At 49.3% G+C, this 23,106-nt stretch carries 21 protein-coding genes; 5 read left to right on the top strand and 16 right to left on the bottom strand.

The window, feature by feature from the left end; translation table 11 throughout:
- Nucleotides 1-36: 36 nt before the first annotated feature.
- Together A3848_RS03140 and A3848_RS03145 are read right to left on the bottom strand one after the other, a co-directional pair.
- Nucleotides 37-2,634 carry a hypothetical protein gene (locus A3848_RS03140; RefSeq protein WP_074083497.1) on the bottom strand — a complete coding sequence of 866 codons (2,598 nt, stop codon included), beginning with the start codon at nt 2,632-2,634 and terminating at the stop codon, nt 37-39.
- Between the two features lie 115 nt (nt 2,635-2,749).
- On the bottom strand, nt 2,750-3,583 hold the full coding sequence (locus A3848_RS03145) for a helix-turn-helix transcriptional regulator (protein WP_074083498.1): 834 nt from the start codon (nt 3,581-3,583) through the stop codon (nt 2,750-2,752).
- Nucleotides 3,584-3,722: 139 nt separating this feature from the next.
- Between A3848_RS03145 and A3848_RS03150 the strand changes: the two genes are divergently transcribed.
- The 4 genes from A3848_RS03150 to A3848_RS33285 all read left to right on the top strand — a co-directional run bounded on the left by A3848_RS03150 (nt 3,723) and on the right by A3848_RS33285 (nt 6,783).
- Entirely contained in the window at nt 3,723-5,777 is a 2,055-nt protein-coding gene (locus A3848_RS03150; RefSeq protein WP_074083499.1) for a beta-galactosidase, read from the top strand.
- 126 nt (nt 5,778-5,903) lie between these two features.
- A complete protein-coding gene (locus tag A3848_RS32095; protein WP_178381894.1) occupies nt 5,904-6,050 on the top strand; it encodes a hypothetical protein in 147 nt (48 codons plus the stop codon).
- Nucleotides 6,051-6,072: 22 nt separating this feature from the next.
- Complete coding sequence (locus A3848_RS03155) at nt 6,073-6,519, top strand: AzlC family ABC transporter permease (RefSeq protein WP_256702127.1); 447 nt, start codon at nt 6,073-6,075, stop codon at nt 6,517-6,519.
- Between the two features lie 84 nt (nt 6,520-6,603).
- The gene (locus tag A3848_RS33285) at nt 6,604-6,783 is read left to right on the top strand and encodes an AzlD domain-containing protein (protein ID WP_305953417.1); all 180 of its coding nucleotides are present in this window, start codon (nt 6,604-6,606) and stop codon (nt 6,781-6,783) included.
- A gap of 60 nt (nt 6,784-6,843) precedes the next feature.
- On the opposite strand, the gene A3848_RS03165 is transcribed toward A3848_RS33285, so the two are convergent.
- From A3848_RS03165 to A3848_RS03220, 12 genes are all read right to left on the bottom strand, one after another.
- On the bottom strand, nt 6,844-7,191 hold the full coding sequence (locus A3848_RS03165; protein WP_143186410.1) for a hypothetical protein: 348 nt from the start codon (nt 7,189-7,191) through the stop codon (nt 6,844-6,846).
- A gap of 162 nt (nt 7,192-7,353) precedes the next feature.
- Nucleotides 7,354-8,271: an alpha/beta hydrolase gene (locus A3848_RS03170; protein ID WP_074083502.1), complete on the bottom strand. Its 918-nt coding sequence runs from the start codon at nt 8,269-8,271 to the stop codon at nt 7,354-7,356.
- Nucleotides 8,272-8,378: 107 nt separating this feature from the next.
- Nucleotides 8,379-8,786 (bottom strand): MerR family transcriptional regulator, encoded by a 408-nt coding sequence (locus A3848_RS03175; RefSeq protein WP_074083503.1) that lies wholly within the window; start codon nt 8,784-8,786, stop codon nt 8,379-8,381.
- A 33-nt stretch (nt 8,787-8,819) separates the two neighbouring features.
- Nucleotides 8,820-10,151 (bottom strand): DUF4129 domain-containing protein, encoded by a 1,332-nt coding sequence (locus tag A3848_RS03180; RefSeq protein ID WP_074083504.1) that lies wholly within the window; start codon nt 10,149-10,151, stop codon nt 8,820-8,822.
- Entirely contained in the window at nt 10,148-11,236 is a 1,089-nt protein-coding gene (locus A3848_RS03185; RefSeq protein ID WP_074083505.1) for a DUF58 domain-containing protein, read from the bottom strand. Before A3848_RS03185 ends, A3848_RS03180 begins: the two co-directional genes overlap by 4 nt.
- Nucleotides 11,237-11,239: 3 nt before the next feature.
- Nucleotides 11,240-12,217, bottom strand: a complete 978-nt coding sequence (locus A3848_RS03190; RefSeq protein ID WP_074083506.1) for an AAA family ATPase — start codon at nt 12,215-12,217, stop codon at nt 11,240-11,242.
- 94 nt (nt 12,218-12,311) lie between these two features.
- Nucleotides 12,312-13,403, bottom strand: coding sequence for a GerAB/ArcD/ProY family transporter (locus A3848_RS03195; protein ID WP_074083507.1), 1,092 nt, complete (start codon nt 13,401-13,403; stop codon nt 12,312-12,314).
- Nucleotides 13,404-13,425: 22 nt separating this feature from the next.
- Nucleotides 13,426-14,583, bottom strand: a complete 1,158-nt coding sequence (locus A3848_RS03200; protein ID WP_074083508.1) for a Ger(x)C family spore germination protein — start codon at nt 14,581-14,583, stop codon at nt 13,426-13,428.
- Nucleotides 14,580-16,040: a spore germination protein gene (locus A3848_RS03205; protein WP_371916079.1), complete on the bottom strand. Its 1,461-nt coding sequence runs from the start codon at nt 16,038-16,040 to the stop codon at nt 14,580-14,582. Before A3848_RS03205 ends, A3848_RS03200 begins: the two co-directional genes overlap by 4 nt.
- Nucleotides 16,041-16,202: 162 nt before the next feature.
- Nucleotides 16,203-17,183: an aldo/keto reductase gene (locus A3848_RS03210; RefSeq protein ID WP_074083510.1), complete on the bottom strand. Its 981-nt coding sequence runs from the start codon at nt 17,181-17,183 to the stop codon at nt 16,203-16,205.
- Nucleotides 17,184-17,248: 65 nt separating this feature from the next.
- Complete coding sequence (locus A3848_RS31570) at nt 17,249-18,592, bottom strand: right-handed parallel beta-helix repeat-containing protein (protein ID WP_371916080.1); 1,344 nt, start codon at nt 18,590-18,592, stop codon at nt 17,249-17,251.
- Nucleotides 18,593-19,567: 975 nt separating this feature from the next.
- Nucleotides 19,568-20,428 carry a DUF421 domain-containing protein gene (locus tag A3848_RS03220; protein ID WP_074083511.1) on the bottom strand — a complete coding sequence of 287 codons (861 nt, stop codon included), beginning with the start codon at nt 20,426-20,428 and terminating at the stop codon, nt 19,568-19,570.
- A 173-nt stretch (nt 20,429-20,601) separates the two neighbouring features.
- Between A3848_RS03220 and A3848_RS03225 the strand changes: the two genes are divergently transcribed.
- Nucleotides 20,602-20,808, top strand: coding sequence for a DUF1657 domain-containing protein (locus A3848_RS03225; RefSeq protein WP_074083512.1), 207 nt, complete (start codon nt 20,602-20,604; stop codon nt 20,806-20,808).
- A gap of 278 nt (nt 20,809-21,086) precedes the next feature.
- On the opposite strand, the gene A3848_RS03230 is transcribed toward A3848_RS03225, so the two are convergent.
- Together A3848_RS03230 and A3848_RS03235 are read right to left on the bottom strand one after the other, a co-directional pair.
- Nucleotides 21,087-22,151 (bottom strand): Gfo/Idh/MocA family protein, encoded by a 1,065-nt coding sequence (locus A3848_RS03230; protein WP_074083513.1) that lies wholly within the window; start codon nt 22,149-22,151, stop codon nt 21,087-21,089.
- Nucleotides 22,152-22,173: 22 nt separating this feature from the next.
- Nucleotides 22,174-23,061 (bottom strand): sugar phosphate isomerase/epimerase family protein, encoded by an 888-nt coding sequence (locus A3848_RS03235; RefSeq protein ID WP_074083514.1) that lies wholly within the window; start codon nt 23,059-23,061, stop codon nt 22,174-22,176.
- Nucleotides 23,062-23,106 lie beyond the last annotated feature (45 nt).

Genomic DNA, 23,106 nt, shown 5'->3' on the forward strand with positions numbered 1-23,106 from the left:
GAAGCCGCTCCTTCTTGTCCTGTGATAGATCGTTCGTTATTTTTCGTCTTTAACAATGACGGGCAGCGGCTTGTAGATCAAGTAGTAAATCTGCTGTCCGAGCTCAATCCGTCCGCCCTGGAACTCATCGTACAGGGTGATTTTGTAGGAGCCGCCTTTAAGCTGTTTATACAGACCTCTGGTGATGGAAAGGGTGTACGTGTTATTGTCACCTTCCGTCAGATCCGTGCCAAGCGTCAATGTTTTTTCCTGCGTCAGGCCGAATGGATCTGTAATCTTGGCAACCAGCTTGTGATCCAGCGCATCTGTATCATAAGAGTGGTCCTGCGTGAGCTTGTAATCGACCTCGATGCTCATGCTGTCGCTGCCCTCCGAAATTTGACCTTCTGAACGGATCACCGAGAAGTTGTAAGGGAATATAGAGATTTGGCCAAGGTTCTGCACAGGTACAGGCGTTACCGGATTAAGCTTGAGCGATGCAACATTGACATAGCCTGTCGCTTCCTGCCCAGCTTCACTCAGCTTACCGCCTGTAATGCCGGTTCCGAGGTAGAGTGACATGTCATTGGTCTGCAAGGCCCCCGGAATTTTCGCCCAGAAGGTAACCATCTGCTTCCCGCCTGGAGCGGCAAGGCCGGCAGATTGAGAAGACTGTGCTTCATAGAACTGTCCATCCGCAGTCCGGTAATAGGCTTTCAGCCGCGTAAGCGAGCTTTGTCTTTTCTCCTCATTGCTCATGAGCAGCTCTGTGTAGATGATTTTGGAGGTACTTGAGCTTGAATAGACTGTGGTTCTGTTCTCCTGAACCTTTGAGTTTTTACCCTTTTCAGCAACTATATAGTTCCCGCCGCGCTCAATAGTCGTAACACTGTTCATATCACTGCTCGTGCTCAGTGCAAGGAAGGGTTTCTTCTCCTCGTTCTCTGTGGTGTACAAGCTAATATTTAGCGCTGAGAACTCTTCAGCGTACGGAATTTTGGTCAGCACATCGATTTCGGCGGAGCTGCCCGGAGCAAGCTCTGCAGATTCTTTGTCCATGATAATCTCTGTCGACGAAGTCAAATCGAGATTATTCAATTTGAGCGCCCCCTTGAGTTCAGGCAGGGACAGGGTTACAGATTGCGTGTTGGTCAGCTTCAGCCTGGCGATAACGATATCATCATCCTTCCACGGATAACGCTGAATGGATTGGATACTGTACGAGAATGTTCCGTACGGATTCGTGGTTCTGTATTCCTGTCCTTGCTGGACATTGGTACGTAGCGTATAAGGGATCGTGAAGTAAGCAATAGGAAAAGTCAGCTTGCCAACTGCATTACCGCTTACAGCCGGTGTTCCGGACGTTCCTCCAGTTTCCGTTCCGGCAGTTGGAGCAGGAAGCTCCTGCCCCACGGCTTCGATCATCTGCAGCTGAAGCGTACCCTGTTCAACCTCCAGCGGTACTGACGCTGTAAGCGGAATTACTTTAACCTCCAGCGGTCTAAGTGTTATTCCGTTTAAGGCTTTGGCATTGACCGGAAACGTTCTTCCTTTTGCCGATTTGACAGCAAGCTCGTAGGTGGGCAGGGTAACGGCTTTGTTCCCTGTATTCTTCAGTTCAAGCTGAAAAGACCATGCAGCCGACGCCTTATCGGCATAAACCGAGGCATTGCTGAGCTTGGTTTCGATGGTATTGCTGTTCACTACGATGGTCTTGATGGCTCCATTGCCTACAACCAGATTTGGACTTGTCGCTGCCGGGAGCTTAAATGAAGCACCGGGCAGCTCCAGCTTCAGGGTTACATCCTTTTGCGTGAACAGAAGCTTCATGTTGTCGGTTTTGAGATAGGCTGGGATTTCCGCTAAGTAGTAGATGCTCTTCTTTTCTTGAGGCTGAATCTTATAACCGTCTTGGGTGCTGCTGAGTGACAGTTCAAATGAGGTTCCGCTGGCTGAAACCAGATAGGCTGTGTAACCGGGATCGCCAAGGACCTTGCTGCCTTTATTGGTCAGGCTTAGCCCTACCTTGGCATATACCTTGCCGCTGAATTTGAAGATTTGCAGGGATTCTGCTGCTGCTGTTACGGGGATATCGTTCATTAGCGTGTTCAAACTTTTACCGCTTGCCACAGTGGTGGAATAATTGGCCGGAACCGCAAAGGTGCCTGCCTGCCGCAGATAGCCCTTGGTCTTGGGGTCCCAGACATACATTGCAATCTTCATTCCTTGAAGAGACTCGCTCTGACCTACATTGACATAGTACGTCACCTGCAGTGTTTCATTGGCGTCCACTTTCTTCTTCAGTGCATCTGCTGTAACAGGAGTACCCGGAATCACCGAACCTTCAGGGGTTACGACCCGAGAGAAGTAACGCACCAGATTGGCGCCTGTTCCCCCGGCATTTGAATATTTCACTGTGTACGTCAGAATATTGCCGCCCGTTTGTGTCCATATGTTTACATTTTCGAGCGACGCTGTTACTCCCGATCCAATAACTATGGGACTAATCTTGGGTGTCACCGCAGGAGCCATGTTGGCTGAAGGTATGGAGCTTGCTGAAGCCTGTACCGTTCCAGGTGCCAGGCCGGCCGCCAGCTGACCGATGACAAATGTGCCTGCCAGCACTGCCGCATATGTATTTTTATACAATCTCATTATTTTCCCCCCAGGTGTTTTACTAGAATCCATTATAGTGGCAGCTGAAGAGGGAAATGTATCCAAACTGTTACTCTTGCTTGGAAAATGTAACTTATTTGTTATCTAAGGAACTCTATGAGCTAAAAGCTCTCCGGTATTGATTGGGCGGAGTCCCCTCCACCTGTTTAAAGACCTTTATGAAGTAGCTAGATTGCCGAAAACCGGACTCCAGGGCAACATGAGAAATGGAAAGGGAGGTGGAGGCCAGCAGCAGCTTGGCTCTGGCAAGACGGCATTCGGTTAAATAGCGGTTCGGAGTCTTACCCATAATACTACGAAACAGGCGGAGGAAATGATAGCTGCTGTAGCCCGCAAGTTTGGCCATCGTCTCCAGCGTCCACGGGCGCTCGCATTCCCGGCGGATCATATCTGCGGTGCGGCGGATCGAGTGCCTGATCTCCAGCGGAACCGATCCATGTAGCGGCTCGGAGTTCTGCAACAGCGTAATCAGTATTTCATAGAGCAAAGCAGAGAAACGGGGTTCGCAGGAGGTCTCGAAGGATTCACTAAGCCGGTACATCTCTTCAAAAACCGGGATGAGCCCGGCATCAGGATCAAACGTAAAAAAGTAGCCGCGCGACTGGTCCACCTCCTCCAGCAGAGGCAAAGGGATGCTCGTGCCGAAATGGATCCAGCGAACCTCCCATGGGTGATTAGGATCAGCTCCATACTGCTGGTAAGCCCCCTTCGGGAAGAGGAAACCTCTGCCCCGTCCCATAGGAATGCGTTCACCCTCCTGGAAGACATAACCTTCCCCGGCAAAAACAAGATGCAGATTATAACTATTCAGCAAGCCCTCACTTCTGCGTTCCGCATGCTGTGGAAAATCCGAATAATGCCCAATAAATTCCGGATAGCAGACGTAATGCATATAGGCCGGTGCGGGTAAAACCCATTGTTTGTTCATAGGGGATCCTTTCTACATAAGCCATACACGCAATATAGTAATACAATAGCAATATTGTGTTATATATGAATCAGTATACCTGATAATACAATAGATTCATAACAATCCTACAGCATATTTTTACACTTGGAGGTTGAAAATGAATACTATATCCACTACTGAATCCTTTGAGCTTGGCGTGTGTTACTATCCTGAGCACTGGCCGGAGGAACTCTGGGCCGACGATTACCGGCGAATGGTTGAAACCGGATTCACGATTGTCCGGATGGCTGAATTTGCCTGGACCCTCTTTGAGCCTGAGGAAGGTGTCTTCCAGTTCGATCTGTTTGACAGAGCCATCAATCTGGCTCATAGCCACGGTCTCAAAGTGATTCTGGGAACACCCACGGCCACACCCCCCGCTTGGCTCACCGAGCGTTACCCTGAAGTATTGAATGTTACCTATGACGGAGTGACGCTACAGCACGGCATGCGCCGTCACTATAATTACAGCAGTCCGAAGTACCGGGAGCTCTGCGCCATAATCACCAGGCAGCTTGCGCAGCATTATGGCAATCACCCGGGTGTGGTTGGCTGGCAAATTGACAATGAACTGAATTGTGAAATCAATGTGTTCTATTCGGAGAGCGATCACCAGGCCTTCCGGGAGTGGGTGCAAGCCAAATATGAAACGCTGGAGAAGCTGAATGAAGCTTGGGGAACTGTCTTCTGGAATCAGACCTATAATAGCTGGTCACAGATCTTTCTGCCACGTCCCACTCCGTCACCCATGCAGCCTAATCCGCATCAGGCGCTGGATGAGAAGAGGTTCATTTCCGACAACACCATATCTTTTGCCAGAATCCAGGCTGATATTATCCGGGAACTGGCCCCGTCCCAATGGGTAACCACCAATGGATTGTTCGGACATCTCGACAGCCATGAGCTGAACGACCAGCTCCTTGATTTCTTCAGCTATGACTCCTATCCCCAGTTCTCAAGCATAAGTACCGATCCGCAAGAAGCAGATCCGCTGCTGGATCGGAGCTGGAGTCTCTCGTTAACAGCAGTTCGTTCGATTAGCCCTAATTTCTGTATCATGGAGCAGCAATCCGGCCCGGGCGGCTGGGTGAACCGCATGGATATGCCTTCACCCAAGCCTGGTCAGATGAGGCTCTGGACATATCAGTCCATTGCTCATGGTGCGGACAAGCTGCTCTACTTCCGCTGGCGGACGGCAACTATGGGCAATGAAATTTATTGGCATGGCCTCAATGACTATCATAACCAGCCGAACCGCAGGGTCAGGGAAGCAGAACAGATTGGCCGGGAAATGGCTGTTGCAGGCAAACATATTGTAGGTACCCGATCTAAGGCGGACATTGCCATTCTGCGTGATTACGACAATGAATGGGATGGTGAATACGATGTCTGGCACGGACCCTTTATGTGGCAGAGCAACAAGGAATGGTTCAAGGCACTGCAGAAGCGTCAAATCCCGAACGACATCCTATACATTCGTAGCAAAACCACTCTAGAAGACCTGATTCCTTATCAGGTTCTAGTCTATCCGCATCCGGCCATTATGAGCGATGAGACAGCAGAGCTTCTGGATCAATATGTGCAGCAAGGCGGAAAGCTGATTTTCGGCTGCCGGACCGGTTACAAGGATACCCGAGGACAATGCTATATGCGGCCTTTTCCCGGTGCTGCGAGGGACCTGTGTGGCATCAGTGTTGAGGAATTCACTATGGTCAAAGGCACCCGTCTTCCCACTTCCATCCGCTGGGGCAGTGATCCTGAGGCGCTTACCGGTGCTGATGCGTTCAATGATATTCTTCATGTCGAAGAGGACACTGTCGAGGTTATGGGGACTTATGCAACCGATTATTATGCCGGCAAACCGGCTGTCACCCGAAACAAACGCGGCAAAGGCGAGGTATGGTACTTCGGAGCTGTATTTAATGCGGATGCAGCACTTAAAATCATCGACAGGCTTCACCTTCACTCCCCTGTAGCTGAGTGGCTGGAGCTTCCTTCGGAAGTAGAGCTGCAAATCCGCAAAGATGAAAATAACAGCTATACGTTCCTGCTGAACTTCAGTGAAGAACCTGCGACCGTCCAGCTCAAAGAGCAAAGAACCGATCTGCTGACCGGTGCGACTCTCTCCGGCTCGTACACACTCGAAGGCTTTGGGGTACTGGTACTCTACTGAGGATGTATTTTAATTACAAAGGGTTCTTCCTTCAGATTAATTCTGTGTGGGAGAACCCTCTTTTTTGATATAGTAGAATAATATAAATGTATAATTTGCTTGCTTATTCCAAAAGGAGAACAATTTATGGACAACGATGCTCTGATTCAAGAGATCAACCGATCCTATCCGTTGGAGATCCTGCATATTGAATTTCACCGGGAGATGATCGGCAGGGTATATTTTCTGCGGGCATTACACTCATTACCGCTCAGGGTTTGCTGGATTATTTGATATTGTGGTTACCATCCTGCTTGTGAATTTACGGCATTTGCTGCTAAGCGCGGCGGTTTCACCTTACTTCCGTCATTTAAGCCCGCTGTACAACATGCTTATCGGGGTGCTGCTAACAGATGAAACCTTTGGAGTAGCTATTCAGAGAAGCACAGGTTCCGCTGCTAACAGTGAAAAATGGATGCACGGTCTGAACCTTACGGCTTATCTCAATTGGAGCCTGGACAATATCGCCGGTGCTTTTCTGGGCCAATGGATCGCTGACCCCGAGCAATGGGGGCTTGATTTCGCCCTCCCGGCGATGTTCCCAGGTCTGCTCGTACTCACCATCCAGAGCAGAAACACGCTGCTGACGGATATTCTCGTTGGAGCTGCTGCGATGTTAATTGCCGTCGGTGTATCGGTTCTCTGGTCACCCAGTATAGGTGTGACTTTCGCAACCGCAGCAGCCTCTACGATAGAGTGTTAATCGAGAAATGGAGATAAGACTGGATATTTCCTTCAATATCATTGGAGTGGCACTGGTTACTTCCATCCCAAGGGTGCTGCCTCTATGCTTCTTAGCCTGAATACGCTTCCAGAATGGGGCATGCGCTGGCTGAATCATGTACCCGTAGCGGTCATGTCCGCACTGGTCGCCCAGGAACTGTTCACCACGGATGGCCATTTCACCAATTTATCCAGCAATGTAGAATGGATAGCAGCTTTGCCAACCCTATGGATTGCCATCTAAACCCGCAGTCTGCTGGGAACCGTTGTTGCGGGAATCCTATCGCTGATGCTTCTGCGACTACTATTCGGATAAGCTATTCAAATATGCATCTGCTTCTTCATAAGTCGGATAGTACACAGCAAACTTCCCGAAAAGTCTGTTCATCTGCATCTTCCACACAGGAGAGTTCGCAACATACACCCATCCGCCCACTCCATGTGCAACTGCCAATTCACCTGTAGGTGCGAGCATGGCTGCCACCTCGGGGGTAAGGATTGATTTAGACTCGGTTACATCGGTGACTCCAGTAAAGCCAGGTTTCAATTTCTTCATTGCTGCTTCAAAATCAGATATATAAGCAGGCACATCCGTTTCAGTCAGACCAAATGCTTTTACAACCACTTGATTTTTGGCTACATTTACTTCCATAGTGTAAGGCATAATGATTCCCCCAGTATAAATTCTACCCTATTGATCATTATCTCGATTCAGAAGAGTAAGTATATGAATTATCGGTTTTTTAAAATCATTATTTTAGGGAATAAGGGAATTTATCCCTTGGATATTCTGCATATTTCACTTAAATTTCACCTACATGCTCCAGATCCTTTTGACAAAGCTCCCAATCTTCCCGATCGCTTCCTGCCCTTCCGGGAGCAACGCAGACATCAACTGGAACACGCTCCACAGATTCTCCCAAATTTCAAGTGTGGCTTCTCCTCCGTAAGCACGTACACGCTCTGCGAGCCGTTCGGCATCACTCAGCAGCACTTCCTGATCTCCAGCCTGTATTAATAAGGGGGGCAGTCCATCCAGCCGTAGCCTTAGCGGCGATAGCAGCGCAGGCATAATACCGTTATAGCCGCCCAGGTAATCCCGCAGGATTCTCTGATTCCCCTCCCGGCTTCCCGTAGGGTCCATTTCAGCCCTGCTGTCATACGACTCGCCGTCCAGATGGACGAGATCACTGTGCGGGGATAGAAGAAATGCGGCTGCGGGCAGTTTATCCCCTGCGTCCCTCAGTGTGATCAGCGTCATTAGTACGAGAGAGGCGCCTACAGAATCGCCGCCCAGGATGATGTCTTCCGGCAGAAAGCCTGTTCGCAGCAGCCAGCTGTAAGCAGCAAGACAATCTTCATTGGCAGCAGGATACACATACTCGGGTGCAAGACGATATTCTAAGGTAAACACCCTTACACCGCTGGCAGCAGCGATTCTTGCTGCCAGGTCACGGTAGATCTCACAATTGCCGGAGATAAAACCTCCACCATGAACATAGAGTATGACCTTCCCATTACCTTTTTCCGAATGGTCCCCTGTAACATTCAGCCATTCTCCTGATACCCCGTCCACATCAACCCTTTCGGCAGATACTTCATGAAGCAATGGTAATTGTTTGGCGGATTCCGCCATCTCCAGACGGATTTGTACTGCTGTTTTCCCTGCGGTCTGATTATTTTGCTGCAAATGTTGTCTGATCGCTTGAAGCATTTCCTTTGAACTCGGCATCTTTCATTCCTCCCGGTATTGGCTTGACACCTGTATTCTAAACCCTGTACTACGGTACAGAGTCAAGCAGGATCAACACCGCAACGCATTAGGAACCTCGCCAAAGTTTATTTTTCCATCCTGAGAACTTGCAAAGTCTCCTTCACCCCAGGATGCCGATCTGCGGATTCAAGGTTTATTTTCAGATCCTTCAGAAGCTGTCTGGTAGTCTCGCGTTTCGCTATTTCCAGATCAACAGCGATCATCTTACGCTCTATTGCCAGGATGAAATCAGAAACTCCTATACTTCCGTCCTCGGACTTTACTAACGCTTTTTTGATTTCACGCAGCGTGAATCCACATTTCTTGGCATTCTGTATAAAAGCGATCCGGGTGAGTGCCTCCTCCGTATACATCCGGTAACCCGAGGTCGTCCGCTGCGGCCGGGGAAGTAAGCCATGCTTCTCATAGTACCGCAGCGTTTCAATATTGACTTTCGCTTCCTTTGCCAGTTCTCCCCGTAAATAGGTAACCATGTACTTTTCCTCCTCCCGCTGAACCTATAACGGCTATAATTTCAGCCTTTCCTTCAACTGCCTGACTTCAGCTTCCAAAGGCTCAGTCCCGCCATACCTTGCCTGATTATAGAACCGGAGAAGCTGAGCGGACGAGGCGTCTGGAGCAGTCTCTTGAGCCTTACGCTGGGGTTTCCTGCTCTCATTCCATTCTGCAATATCCACCGTAGTCTCTTGAGGGGTAAGATAGCTCCTCTGTAAGTATCCTTGGGCACGTTTGTTCTTCAACCAATGGCGGTACAACCAGCGGGTCTGCTCACGTCCCCCGTTCATTCCTTCCCAGCGGTCCCGTCTGGAGGCAGAGGTTGTACGGCTCCGCCAGTACTCTCTAACGCCTTGAACCGTCTTCTCCCAGGTGAAAATACTTTTCTCCTCGTCCTGATAAGCGGTATTGTTCTGCGGTGATTCTCTGCGGAGCAAGGATAACAGAGAGTCGATGCATTTCCGCCAGACTCCACCTGAATTGCGATATAACCAACGAAGGCCAAAATACAGGATTACCATCAGCGCCGCAGCTCCGATGGCATAAAATGCAGCGTTCAGGATCATCGCCAGCAGCCCCGGCTCATGGGTTTCAGCCGGCGGCATCTCAGGCATCACCTGCGGTGGAGCTTCCTGCTGCGGCTCTGGCTTACTTGAATCAGAGAACAGACGGCTCGCCCAGCTGAAGAAGGCCTGTGCGGCATGCCAGAGGAACAGTCCCAATGCCCGGCCTGCCCCAGCCGCAAGCAAAGCGGCCACCGCAATGAACAACAGTACAAACAGACGGTTATGCCGCCGAATTCCCCTCGGAAGCGGAGAACCGTCTCCCGTGAATGAGCTGTAATGCAAGTGGCTGGTGTTGGAGTCCAGAAGGGCAAGAATTAGACAGAGACTGCCGCTCCAGGTTAATACAGCAACACTAGGCTGAAGCAGCGGAATTCTGGCGAATGCGATAGTGGCTACAAAATATACTGCAATGCCGGCAGTATAAATTCTGAGCCTGCTGCTACGGCCCCCGGCAGTTATACCCAGATATGCAGATATGATAGCACCTGCATACAATGGGATTTCTCTTAATGAAAATGCACCAGCCAGAATTCCTGCCAGCACCCCCAGTAGAAGTGCCGCCAGGAGCTGCTTCCACTTCCGGTTGCAGCTCTGCCTTAGCATTACCCCCGCCATGGATATTAGCGGCAGGGTATACATCCAGGGCAGCGCGGTAACCCCGGACTGCAAGTACTTCTGTAGCACGATCCATACAGGGAGGAATAATAGCCATTCCACAATACTATTCAACAAGAGACGATGCATCGATTTCAAGTACTCCGGTTCTTGCAGCTTCATGCGCTATTCCTCCCTGAGGCCGGAATTTCCAGCCACTCTACACCGTTCCCGGACAGCCGCAGTTGTTCGGCTGCCTGCTGAAGTTCCGGGCCGAGGTGACAGGAAATAATCAGGTAATCCGTATCGGTGTTACCTTTCTCCGCTTCCTGCTCCAGCAATCTGCTCATAGGCATGGTCCGGTCCAGCTGGAGCCTTGCCAGCAATCCTAGAATGTCATCCAGCCGCCCCATGGGATTAGCATCTACCGGATCATTCGCACCCTCTCCGTCCAGCCTGCCGTTACTGAGAAAACCCGTTTCAATGCCATGACCAACCGCATAATCCGATATTGTAGCAGCATAGCGAATACCAAGCTCAATCCGTTCCACATCCGTCACTGTTCTCCACATGGAATCACTGATCTCCATGTTCAGGCAGATGACAAGCCTGGAATCAGCCGTAAAGTCCTTCTTGTGAACCTGCATACGGCCGGTACGGGCCGTGGCCTTCCAGTTCAATGACCCAAGCGAATCGCCAGGACTGTATTCACGTGTGCCAGCCGTTAGGAACGGGTCGTGAACGATCCAACGCTTGACGGGCAGCTCGCCCAGCCAGCTATGTATTGGAAGAGGCAGCTCGTATAAGTCCACGATCATCGGATATACCATCAGTTCCAGCTGCAGGGGAAAGGTTTGGGTGCTGCGGCTGAGTCCGAATAAATCACCGGTGGTCATGGTTGCTGTATCCAGACGGAACAGCCCCCGCTTCATACAGCGGACCTTGTGTGTCCGTTTGATATGGCGGTAAGCCCGAAGGTAGAACAGGCTCAAATGATTCTGATAGATTTCGCCACTGCTGATGCCCAGATTCTCCTGACTTCCAAATTCAAGCCCTTGGGCGATGCTGGACTCCAGACGAAGCCAGGGCAGCGGCAGCAGCTTGCCATTGCTGATCTCTTCCACCATCTCCACTGATTCCCCCTCAAACACCGCTTGCGAAGAGAAATAACGGGTATAGTTCACCTTCTTCAGAGCGTTCCGCTGATACAGCGTCGAGATGAACAGCATCAGCAGAAACGTGCTGATGATAAACCAGGGCAGTGTCATGATTTAGTCCACCCTTCCACCTCTGGCGGCCGTTACCGGCTCAGCCGGAACCTCAACCTCGCGCAGTACCTGCAGCACAAGCTCTGCTGCCTGCCCTTCACGAGAACCGGGTCCGCGCTGCATAAGCAGGCGGTGGGCAAGTACAGGAACCGCTACGGCCTTGATATCATCTGGCAATACATAATCCCGTTCCCGCAGAAGTGCGTAGCCCTGGGCAGCACGAAGCAGCCCAAAGCCTGCACGGGGGCTTGCGCCTAGTTTGACTGCAGGAGCTTTGCGCGTCGCTTCAACAATACGAATCATATAGCCCAGAAGGTCATCACTAACAGTGACGGCTGCGGTAAGCCGCTGCAGTTCTTGAATATCTCGTCCTGTAGCTACTGCAACTGTATCTTGCAATGGATTATTCCCGCGGAATCTTTGAAGAATATGGACCCCCTCTTCGAAGGTTGGATAACCTGTGGTGATCCTCATCAGGAACCGGTCCAGCTGTGCTTCCGGCAGGGGAAACGTCCCCTGACTGTCCACAGGATTCTGTGTAGCAATAACAAGAAAAGGCGCTTCCAGTTCATGTGTCAGGCCGTCGATGGTAATCTGGCGTTCCTCCATGCATTCCAGCAGGCTGGACTGGGTACGTGGAGTCGCGCGATTGATCTCATCCGCCAGGAGAATACTGGCAAATACCGGACCGGGCCGGAACTGGAACTCGCCTGTTTTCTGATTATAGTAGTTGATTCCGCTAAGATCCGAAGGCAACAGGTCCGGTGTAAACTGAATGCGCTTGAAGGAACAGTCCAGTGAGCGTGCCAGTGTTTTGGCGAGCATTGTTTTGCCGGTGCCGGGTACATCCTCCAGAAGGACATGCCCATTCGCCAGCAAAGCGGTCAACAGCAGATCCACCCCTTCCTCTTTGCCGACAATAACTTTACCAAGATTGACTCTTATTGCTTGTATTAGTGCGTTTGCTTCCTGAAGCATCATGAAGAATAACACCATCCGTTCCATATTTAGGTATGTGCTAAAGCTTAATCATACCAGAAAGCGCATCCAATTTATAATAGATAAGTCGCAGCCGTCATTTGACAGCCCGTCCGATTTTGGAGCGGGTGAATGCCGCAATGAAGTAATATACGGGAATGCACTCAATAAATAACCAGAAGCCGATAATTAAATCCGAGTTGAAATTACTATAGTACATTACAATATTGCGTGAATACAGATAAGCAATTATCGTGGAGCAAATCGTCAATAACGGGATCATCAGCCTTTTCCCCTTCTGCTTGCTCAAGTGCAAAGCACATTTACAGGCGATATAGATTAGAAAGGCTGCATGAATAAACATCGAGGCTGACCAGATGCCGATAAGAAGAGGGTCCAGATTGCCAAGTATATTGTGGTGTGAAGAACTGCGGATCATCTCCAGAAACGGGTATTGCAGTTCTTTGCCCAGATGTGGACCGAAGTTAAGCATAGTCATTATCCAGCCTGTTAATACAATCAGAAGGATAGAGATACTGGATACTGCCAGTATTTTCAACATTTTGCTTCCCATCCGAAGCTCCGGTGCCAGGAAGAGAAAAACAAGCCAATCCGCAAACCATGATGTTACCGAAATAGAGTCCTTGAGTGCAATGCCGGGATCATGGTAATGCAAAAATGCAGGAAGCATCGAAAGATCTGCATACGGTATAAACATATATACGGAAAGCAGTGATGCCATGAAAAAAATCAGGAAAATTCCATCCGCCATATAAATGATAGTAGTTATTCCTAACGTCGCAGTATACATGATTACCAGTCCAATGATGATTTGTATGAAGATGGGGGGAGTTCCCCGTGTATAGTTGGATCCAAAAAAAAGAACAAAGTTCTCAATATCAAACGAAGCATAATAAATACACCAGCAGAGCAGTAAGAGTACCATCAGCCGGTGAAGCCATGTTCCCATAATCTCTTTGCCAAAGTCAATCCAACCCTGGTCTGGCTTTAGCCTGCCAACTTGTATGGTAAAGAATAAAATGCACAAACTTAAAAATCCGCCTCCAACCAGCGCGATCCATCCTTGGTAGCCCGAAGTTTCCACGAGAATAGGAATCAGGAAAATAGTGGTCTGGGAACTGAAATAGATCAGACTGAATCTGAACAACTGCCATTTTGTGGTGTGCATTTGACTCCCGTACCTCCTATCCTCATTTTACTGAACCCAAGTCCTGGATGCTAAAAGCAGACGTTACCTTAATCTTTACGTCATGCGTATAATAATCCTCCCAGCGGCCCTTAAGTTTCTTCCATTCTTCAGGATAATTCCATTCCACACGCATACCCAGCTGCAGAATATCCGCTCCCGCTTCCTGTGTAGCTAGAAGTGCATCGGTGACATCCTTGACCACCGCTGCTTGAAGTTTTTCTATAACAACAGAGCTGAGTTCGACCGCCTTCCTTCCCAAGGAATCTTGGAAATTGGTGATGCTTACCTTTCCCTTCAGCTTGACATAGAAAACCGGTCCATCGTCCGTTAATACCGATCGAATTGAAGATGTATTGCTTAAAAACAGCGCTGTGGCTTTACCCGAGCCTTCTTCATCCCAAGTAATCGTGTATTCGGGCAAATTCAAATGACCCGAGAGATGTCCGGCAGCCCAAGCGAGCGCCCTGCTCTCACGAAAATGCAATGTACGGCGAAGCCTGGCTTGCTGAAACATTGCAGCTCCCTGGATACCGGCCCAATGAACAGGCTTGCCTTCATCTGAGAGGTGGCTGTTCTGACCTATTGACAAATAATTCATGGCATAGCCCATTTTGGAAGACTCCGCCAGCAAGCAATCTTTCACCGTTGTTGCAAATAGAAGATTTTCCTCCGAAAAATTCATCAGCACCTGATCCGGCAGCTGTTCAAATATTGCAGAGAGTTGGGTGACCTCCTTCGCTTTGCCCGGAGCCGTCATCACATAAGTCCCCAGAGGGAACTCCGGCTGCCGTTTGAACCACTCCAGCGCCTCATCTATTCCCTGACGGGCATATTCCTCTCCGAAGACAATCACCTTGATATGGGAGATTTCCAGCCTCCGTGACAAGTCTTTTTGAATTAAAATAACCGCATCCGTAATGTTTGAGGCCGTTTTGGAAACCATGAAATGGGATTTGACGTTTCCGCCCCCCGCCTGTGTGCTGGAGAGAAGACGGTTGGGCAGTGGTGAGCTGATCGACACTTCAACCGTTCCCGGTTCTTTCCCGGCATCGATATAAATACCAAAGATGAAGGTAAGCTCATCCAGCTCTATTTTGGACCCGCAGCCGGCCAGATTCAGAAGCAGCAGAACGCTCAGAAGCAGCTTCAAGAGCTTCATTTCTTTTTTTGCCTCTTTTCATTTTTAGTGTTCGTGAACGAAGTGCTTCTTTTCATCATAAAAGGAGAAGGTACACGAAGCAGGGTGTCCTTCCAATCCTGGAATACCAGAGGAGCGACCGGCTGCAGATAAGGAGTCCCGAAGGATCTGAGATTCGCCAGATGTCCATAAATGGCAAATGCCGCAACAATTACGCCAAGCAGCCCCAACGTTCCGCCGAGAATCAGCATCACAAAGCGGAGCATCCGAAACGTCAGACCCAGATCAAGGTGAGGGATAATATAAGAAGCGATGCCTGTAATAGAAACTACGATAACCATGGGAGCTGAAACAATTCCCGCTTGTACAGCAGCCTGTCCGATTACGATCCCGCCAATGATGGATACGGTCTGCCCAACGGGCTTGGGGATCCGGGTCCCGGCCTCTCGAAGTGCCTCGAATGTGAGCTCCATAATCAAGGCCTCCGTCAAGGCTGAAAACGGAATATTTTCTCTCGCAGCAGCAATGGTAATTAAAAGGTCAGAGGGAATGATCTGGCTGTGAAAGGTAGTGATGGCCACATATAAAGCCGGGAGCAGCATGGATACGATGGAGAAAAAGAAACGGACTAATCGAATCCAGCTTCCTGCATAAAAGCTCTGATAGTAGTCTTCCGAGGATTGCAGCATGGAAAAAAAGGTTACCGGTGTCAGCAAAGCCGAGGGCGTCCCGTCCTGCATCAACCCTACCCGTCCTTCCATGAGGGATGCTGCAACTGAATCCGGACGCTCCGTATACTGAAATATTGGAAAGGGCGAGTATTGGCCCTTCTTCATTTGCTCCGCGATTCCGTTGATCCCCAATACACCGTCCACTGTGATGTCTCCCAGCTTTTTCTTGAACTCTTCCACAATTTCCGGCTTACACAACCCTTCAATATAGACCAGATACACATCGGTTTTCGTATACCTGCCGATAGAGAAATGAATAGTCTTCAAATCTGAATGCTTGATCTTATGCCGCAGCATGGACAGGTTCGTCTGCACATCTTCAATAAAAGCCTCCTGTGGCCCTATAACCACCAGCTCATTCTGCGATTCGGAGACCGTTCTTTTCTGATAATGAGTGATCTCAAAATAATATACATAAGGAAGACCTTCAATCGAAAGCACGGCATTACCGCTGACAATTAGCTCAACCGCCCGGTTCACCTGATATGCCTTAATATAGGGAATGGCAAAAGCCGATCCGTGATCCAGCCGTTCCAGAAACCGCGGCCAATCCGGTTCTGAATTCGCCTCTGCTTTGAGCGGTGTGGAGACAAATTCCTGCAGGCTTAGAGTATCGACAATGGAAGGAATGTAGATCAGCATACAGGCATGTCCGTACACATTAATAGACTGATATACCGCATCGCTGCAATCTGTAAGCTGCTCCGTTATAGCCTCCAATACCCTTTGCTCCGTCACCGCACACACCTCCAATAGTTATCCTGGGGAATCCAAGTTAGTTTGCCAATGATTCGGTTAGTTATGCGCGGCACCCCTCGGTTGAGTGCGAAGATGGCAAAAACGTCAAACAGCGATTCTCCAATGGAACGGGGAATCGCTGCTCTGTTATTCTATTTAGGTTCATGGAATTCAGCTGAATCCCATGACCGGATGCGGAATGTACGGTTCTTCCAGCCGCTTCAGCTCAGATTCTGTCAGCCGGATCGAGACCGCCGCGGCCGCATCCTCCAGATGTGTCATCTTAGTCGCTCCTACAATTGGCGCCGTCACCGGCTTCTTCTGCAACACCCAGGCCAGTGCAACCCGGGCCCGCGGAATCCCGCGTTCTTCGGCGATTTCTTTGACTCTTAGCGCGACAGCACGGTCCGCCTCTTCGGTCTTGGCGTACAGGTGCTTGCCGAATTCATCGGATGCCGACCGGGTACTGGTATCTTCCCAATCCCGGGTCAGACGTCCCCTGGCAAGCGGGCTCCAGGGAATCACACCGATCCCTTCAGCTTCACAGAGCGGCAGCATTTCACGTTCCTCTTCCCGGTACAGCAGATTCACATAATTCTGCATGGATACGAACCGGGTCCATCCATGGCGTTCAGCGACATGCAGCGCCTGTAGAAATTGCCAGGAATACATAGAGGATGCCCCAATGTATCGGGCTTTACCGGCCTTAACCACATCATGCAGTGCTTCCATGGTTTCCTCGATCGGCGTAGCCGGGTCCCAGCGGTGAATCTGATACAGATCCACATAATCCGTCCCCAGCCGTCTTAGGCTATTATCAATTTCACTCAAAATCGCTTTACGAGACAGTCCGCCACCGTTTGGACCCGGACGCATGGTTCCGTGTACTTTGGTTGCTAGCACAATCTCATCACGTGCAGTGAAATCTTTCAGCGCTCTGCCGACAATCTCCTCACTCGTTCCATCGGAATACACATTGGCCGTGTCAAAGAAGTTAATGCCCAGATCCAGCGCCTTTTGGATAAAAGGCCGGCTCTCTTCCTCATTCAGCGTCCATGAGTGATTTCCCCGTTCCGGAATCCCGTAGCTCATACAGCCCAAGCAAATCCTTGATACCTCAAGTCCGGTAGAACCAAGCTTTACATATTCCATAGATGCAGCCGCCTCCCAAATAGAAAAGATAATAATTACCAATCTATTCAAGTATACCGCTTTTACTATTGATTGGTGGCACCAATATTGGTGCCGCTTGGAGTGCCGGAACCCATCAGATCGCTGCCGGTGGCAAGCTTCAGGAAATTACCAAGGCTGAAGGAGCCGTCGGAGTTCCGGATTACCGAAGGAGTGAGACTCATAAAGTCAGCGCTGCTGGCGACGAGGCCCTTGGCATTGGTGCTCGCGTTGCTCTTCCACCATACATTGGTGCCGGAAACATCGGTGCCGCTTGTTTTGTCACTAGAGGTTCCGGCAAAGCTTAAGTTATTCGTAAATACATGGGTGCCCGAATCAAATGCAAAGTTGCTCTCCCCATTATTCCATGAGGTGTTATTCGTTAATTGAATCGAACCTGGATTGCTGTTATAAGTAAAGCCGTGTTTTTTGTTCTGGAAGGCTACACTGTTCATTACAATATGATTCACCGCAATTTTATCTCCACCCAGCTTGAAGCCGTTACCATCACTGTTGGTGGTCGTATTGCCATCTGATGTTTGGCCATTCTTGTAGGCGACACTGTTCTTGATTGTTACAACACCAATAGGACCTGTCTCTGATTTGGCATACAAATCCCATCCATCATCTGTATTCCATGCCGAAATACATTTATCGAATACATTGCCGGGTCCGATGGTCAGCTTGGCGGCAAAACCGTCCGCATCCTCCCCGTTGTCAGGGTCGAAATTGTCATGAGAATAGACGCCGATAATTTGGTTGTAACTTGGCCAGTCGCTCATACTGGAAGCTGTAGATGCATAGCGGCTGATCTGCAGTCCGGAATCCCGGTTATGGTGAGTCTCGACATTCTCAATGATGTTATAGTTCCCCCCGATGAAGATCCCGTTATCTCCGGCTCCTTTGACTTCAAGTCCTTTTACAGACCAATAGTGGCCAAAGATTTGCAGTCCGCGCTCCGTGGAAGCAAAGCTTTCACCGGAGAAATCGAGTACCGGCTTTTCACTTCCGTAAGCCGCAATAATTTTGCGAGAGCTGGAAGTACCGCTGTTGTCCCGTTCAATCGTAACTGGTGATGCAAAGGAATACGTACCGCCCCGCAAGTAGATTGTGCCGCCTGCAGCGACTTTGGTCAGCGCTGATCCCAGAGTGGTCGGGCTTCCAATGGTTCCCGGATTACTTGCCGAACCGTTAGGTGCAACATAAAGCGTACCTGAAAGCGGAGGCGAAGTTGGTGTTACCGTCGGTGTAGCGGTAGGTGCTACTGTAGTTGTTGGCGTTGGCGTTGCCGTTGCCGTTGGCGTAGGTGCTACTGTCGGATTAGTGGTTGGTGCAGCAGTATTTGTTGCGGCGGGTGTAGCGGTAGGCGTTGATGTGGCATCGCTTACAATGACATTATCGAACTTGGCAGAGGTCTTATATGTTACTAATCCGATACCTCCTGATGATAAAATGTTATCGTGTGCATTTAACTGCAGAGCATCATTCACATACATGTTAATCGAATCTCCGCTTAGTTCAAGTTTAACCGTATATACAGTTCCTGCGGTAATGGCATAACCGGTTTTCATTGCGAGCGTAGTACTTGCACCACCGGACTTTTTGCGAATTTCGAGTGTACCGCCATTCGAGTTGGAGATCGAAGCGGCATAATAGTTATTCCCGTCCGCATAGCGACCGCATACATAAGTCCGGTTACTGCCGTTGAAATTATCGACCTTTATGTCAGCCTGAACGCTATAATCGCTCCACGAGCTGCTGCCTGCGGAGGTACGTCCTTCGGAACTGCCGGATTGAAAATAAACATGAGAGCTGCCATCCTGGACCACAGACCATGTACCTGTCGTAGGGTTCCAATTACCGGTGCTGCCGGACTCAAAATCATCACTGAAGATGCTTGCTGCCTGTACTGAAGGAATACCCCACTGCAAACCGCCAAAAGCAAGTACAGCAGAAAGACCAATCCATGCGGTGAAAGCAAATCTCTTTTTTATTTTCACGTTAACATTAACCTCCAGAGTGTTTTATTTTTTTAGAACCAGTTGCAGCTATTGCATTATCGTATTCTTAGCTGTCCCTTACAAACTATAGCTTATAGTGACCATCGCACTCCCCCTTGAGTGATGATATGCAGATTGCTGCAAAATTAGTTTTTTTGCAGCAATCAACCTAATCTTCACTATAAGTAAATATTTGTAATTGTATAGCTGTTTTTTAGGTTTATTATTACAAATATGTGAATTTCCAGGATTTTCATTAGATTTCCTGTATTCCATTTGGATTTTGCATAGCAAATGGAGAAAAGACCCGCAAAAACAAAAAAACGTTTTTGCGGGTCTTTTCACATACTGCCTATCCTTTTAAGCTCAGCTTTGGACAAATGGCTTCAGCTTCTGTAAAAGAGTCTGCAGTTGCTCGGAGCACTGTCCATACATCTTCTTTGCCTGTTCATTTTGGGTAGACAGGCTGAACAGCTCAAGATCCGCTTCACATTTCTTTAGCAGTGCGTAGAGCTGAGGTTTTTCCTGCGTCTGTGGAACCTCAACATTATCTGTGTACAAGTCCACGGTAAGTTCACCATACGAATCGACCTGTCCCAGAAACACATTTTCCGCTGTCAGGTTCAGCTTTTCCAGCGCTCCTTGCAGCCACCCGCGCGTCAATCCCAAGGCATCCAGCGGCTCATCCATGATCTTACCATCCATAATAACGGCTTGGGTCTCTTGCTCCGGTGCAACCTTTACACCTAAATGCTTAGGTGTTAACGGTTGGTTCTCCCGTGTAAGCAGAACATTAATCGCCCCATCCGACTCCATAATGGCGAACTCCACATCGGCAACCTTGAATACATCCTTTTTCCTTAGCTCCTCCAATAATTCGTCGGTCGTCAGACGTTCTTTTTTCATATTGTCCTCAAGAATTTTCCCGTCCTTAATCAGCACGGTCGACTTGAAATCAATAAAGTCTCTGGCTTTCTTGCTCTTCATTTGCACGAACTCAATCCCCAGTGAGAAGGCGACCCAAACAATTAGAGCAATAATCCCCAAATGCCAGGTCTTGTCGGTGTCCAAGGAAATATAGGCAGCAATACTCCCAACGGTAATGCCCGTAATATATTCGAAGAACGAGAGCTGTGAAACCTGTCTTTTACCAAGCAGCTTCGTTAAAAAGAAAAGCACAACCACAGCAAAAGCAGTACGCCATATAACCTCAAGCCATTCCGGCATTTTTGTTGCCTCCCTGTTAACCTGTATTCTTGTCATTGCTCTTCATTATTTGTCATAAGGTGCGGGAATAACCATGAAATATTTTCTGGTCCTACGAACAGGAATACAATATCAGAACCCAGCAGATACTATGTCGCGGTAATACGCACCACCATTCGAAGGAGGGAAAAGAAATGACAGTAGCCTCACAAGTTAAAACCTGTGTATCTTCCTTGAAGAGTGCCCAGGCCAGCCTGGAGCAGTTTGCCATGGAAACGCAGAATAAGGAAGCGAAGACCCTGTTCACCAATGCAGCTCAGCAAACCCAGCAGATCGTAAATCAGGTAGAATCCCGGGTGACTGAGCTGGAGAACGAGGAACCGCAGTATAAAGGTTTTTAAGTTAATTCTACAGAACTTTGCAGAAGGGGGAGTCCCAAAAGCCAAATGGCTGCTAGGGATTCCCCCTTAGTTTCGGTTAAATGGAAGTAAATCCAGATACTGGTATTTTCATGGCCTCCTATTTATTGTATGTATTTAACAAATATGACTGAATAGAATGATGTCAACAAAACATGGATTTATATGACTTTACTTCAAAAGTAAAAAACGCTTTGGCGAGGAATAGCTTCCTGTCCAAAGCGCATTTGATACATCCGTACCCGCTAAGTATTGTCACCCTATTTATGCTGGAGGTGTTTTTCGTCACTGGATAAAAAACCGGCGAGCTCCACCTTGCTCCCCGTCCGCGCACTCTCCAGTGCACCGAACACCATCGCCATACTTTTGCGGTTGTCATGGCAATCGGTTTCTGCTGGACGCTGTTCTGCTAGAGCCTGGAACATCTCCTCGAGACATCCGTGATGGAAGGTATCCTTCATCTCAACAGCTACTCCCTCCACCCGTTCATAATCACGTATGAATTTACCGTCCGCAACACCGTCTGCTACCTTTTCGGCATAGGGCATCCCTTCGCCATCCCAGACGGCAGTTCCCAGGTCTCCCTGTATCCGCCATGAGGCTTCCCAGGAAGTTGGAGCGCCTTCTGCACACCAAGAACCTTGATAACAGAAGACAGAACCATCCGACATTTCAAAAATACATACTGCTGAGGCATTTCCCGCATACCAGGACCCTACCGGGTTGAACTCCTGACAATATACGCTTACTGGATCAGCACCACTGATAAACCGCGCCTGGTCGAAGGTGTGAATCGCCATATCAAGCAGCAGCGGACTCTCCATCACATCCCGGAATCCGCCAAAATGCGGTGCCAGGAAAAAGCTCGCTCCGATATAGCCTATCCGTCCAATTTTCCCATCCACTATCAGTTGGCGCAGGGAACGTATACGCAGATCATACCGCCGGTTCTGCATGACGGTATGGCTCCGGCCGGTGCGTTCCGCTAAAGAAACAATGGCGTTGCATTGTTGCATGGTCTCAGCCAGCGGTTTTTCGCTGAATACATCGCATTGACGTGTGAGTGCTGTGCTGGCAACCCCATAATGGCTGGACGGTATGGTTATATCAAACACCAGGTTTGCCCCAGTATCTTCAATCGCCTGTCCAATATCCGTAAATACAGGACAGTCCAATCCATATTTGTCCGCCATCGCCGCCGCAGCTTCCAGCCGGATATCTACTAGTGCAACAATTCGGACATCTGTGCGCCTCACAGCATAACTGATCCACTCATTGGCCATTCCTCCACAGCCGGCAACGGCTACGCGATATGTCGCTGTCATAGAAGCTTCCCCGCTTTCTGCATTAGACCGGATTTGGGATGAAGCTACCCCCGCGGCAATGCTTCAAATATTGGAGTGCATGGACCTGACCGGTCATTTCCAGCTCATCGCGATACACGGGATCATGCCACCCCTCGATGTCAATGGTGCCCTTGTAACCGGCCTGCCGCAGAATGGTGATTACATCCGTCCAATTCGTATCTCCGAAACCAGGAGTCCGGTGCCATACATATGGTTTGGGGCCATGAATCCCGTATTCTTTGATGATATCCCAGGCAATCGTTGCATCCTTGCCATGCACGTGAAAGATTTTATCAGTCCATTTGCGCAACTGCGGAATCGGATCAATTAGTGCGACCATCTGATGGCACGGTTCCCATTCCAAACCGAGATTATCTGCAGGAACGGCGTTGAACATTTTTTCCCAGGCTGTTGGGTTGTGGGCGATATTCCAGTCTCCCGTCTGCCAGTTTCCGTCCATGGAGCAATTCTCAAAAGCAATTCGGAGCCCTTTGTCAGCAGCCCGCTTCGAGAGTTCTCCGAATACTTCTGTGAATTTCGGAATCGATTCATCAATCGGCAGCCCGGTCAGTCTGCCTGTGAATCCGGAGACCATATCCGTACCGAATAAATGGGCATGGTCAATCAGACGTTCCCAGCTCGCCAGGGTGTCGGCATTGTCGCCGGTTCCCGTCAGCGGATTCCCGAAGATACCCACCGAGGAAATCATAAAATGATGTTCAGCAGCCAGTTCACGCACCCGTGCCGCCGTCTCCACCAAATCCGTTTCTCCTGTAGTCTGCCAGAATGTCAGGCTGAAGGATTCAAAACCATGCTTAACGATTTGGGGAATCACACGGACTGCATCCGTTGCCCCGACAAGTGTTCCGATTCTAATGTCTTCCTGCATCTTGTATACCACTCCAATATTGGTTTATAGTAAGTTCAGCAACCC

Source organism: Paenibacillus sp. P32E (assembly GCF_001909085.1).
Taxonomy (GTDB): domain Bacteria; phylum Bacillota; class Bacilli; order Paenibacillales; family Paenibacillaceae; genus Paenibacillus_AQ; species Paenibacillus_AQ helianthi.

Excerpts from the sequence above, each read along its gene's own strand:
- A3848_RS03140 (WP_074083497.1), bottom strand. The coding sequence starts at position 2,634 with ATGAGATTGTATAAAAATACATATGCGGCAGTGCTGGCAGGCACATTT.
- A3848_RS03145 (WP_074083498.1), bottom strand. The coding sequence starts at position 3,583 with ATGAACAAACAATGGGTTTTACCCGCACCGGCCTATATGCATTACGTC.
- A3848_RS03150 (WP_074083499.1), top strand. The coding sequence starts at position 3,723 with ATGAATACTATATCCACTACTGAATCCTTTGAGCTTGGCGTGTGTTAC.
- A3848_RS32095 (WP_178381894.1), top strand. The coding sequence starts at position 5,904 with ATGGACAACGATGCTCTGATTCAAGAGATCAACCGATCCTATCCGTTG.
- A3848_RS33285 (WP_305953417.1), top strand. The coding sequence starts at position 6,604 with ATGCTTCTTAGCCTGAATACGCTTCCAGAATGGGGCATGCGCTGGCTG.
- A3848_RS03165 (WP_143186410.1), bottom strand. The coding sequence starts at position 7,191 with ATGGAAGTAAATGTAGCCAAAAATCAAGTGGTTGTAAAAGCATTTGGT.
- A3848_RS03170 (WP_074083502.1), bottom strand. The coding sequence starts at position 8,271 with ATGCCGAGTTCAAAGGAAATGCTTCAAGCGATCAGACAACATTTGCAG.
- A3848_RS03175 (WP_074083503.1), bottom strand. The coding sequence starts at position 8,786 with ATGGTTACCTATTTACGGGGAGAACTGGCAAAGGAAGCGAAAGTCAAT.
- A3848_RS03180 (WP_074083504.1), bottom strand. The coding sequence starts at position 10,151 with ATGAAGCTGCAAGAACCGGAGTACTTGAAATCGATGCATCGTCTCTTG.
- A3848_RS03185 (WP_074083505.1), bottom strand. The coding sequence starts at position 11,236 with ATGACACTGCCCTGGTTTATCATCAGCACGTTTCTGCTGATGCTGTTC.
- A3848_RS03190 (WP_074083506.1), bottom strand. The coding sequence starts at position 12,217 with ATGATGCTTCAGGAAGCAAACGCACTAATACAAGCAATAAGAGTCAAT.
- A3848_RS03195 (WP_074083507.1), bottom strand. The coding sequence starts at position 13,403 with ATGCACACCACAAAATGGCAGTTGTTCAGATTCAGTCTGATCTATTTC.
- A3848_RS03200 (WP_074083508.1), bottom strand. The coding sequence starts at position 14,583 with ATGAAGCTCTTGAAGCTGCTTCTGAGCGTTCTGCTGCTTCTGAATCTG.
- A3848_RS03210 (WP_074083510.1), bottom strand. The coding sequence starts at position 17,183 with ATGGAATATGTAAAGCTTGGTTCTACCGGACTTGAGGTATCAAGGATT.
- A3848_RS03220 (WP_074083511.1), bottom strand. The coding sequence starts at position 20,428 with ATGCCGGAATGGCTTGAGGTTATATGGCGTACTGCTTTTGCTGTGGTT.
- A3848_RS03225 (WP_074083512.1), top strand. The coding sequence starts at position 20,602 with ATGACAGTAGCCTCACAAGTTAAAACCTGTGTATCTTCCTTGAAGAGT.
- A3848_RS03230 (WP_074083513.1), bottom strand. The coding sequence starts at position 22,151 with ATGACAGCGACATATCGCGTAGCCGTTGCCGGCTGTGGAGGAATGGCC.
- A3848_RS03235 (WP_074083514.1), bottom strand. The coding sequence starts at position 23,061 with ATGCAGGAAGACATTAGAATCGGAACACTTGTCGGGGCAACGGATGCA.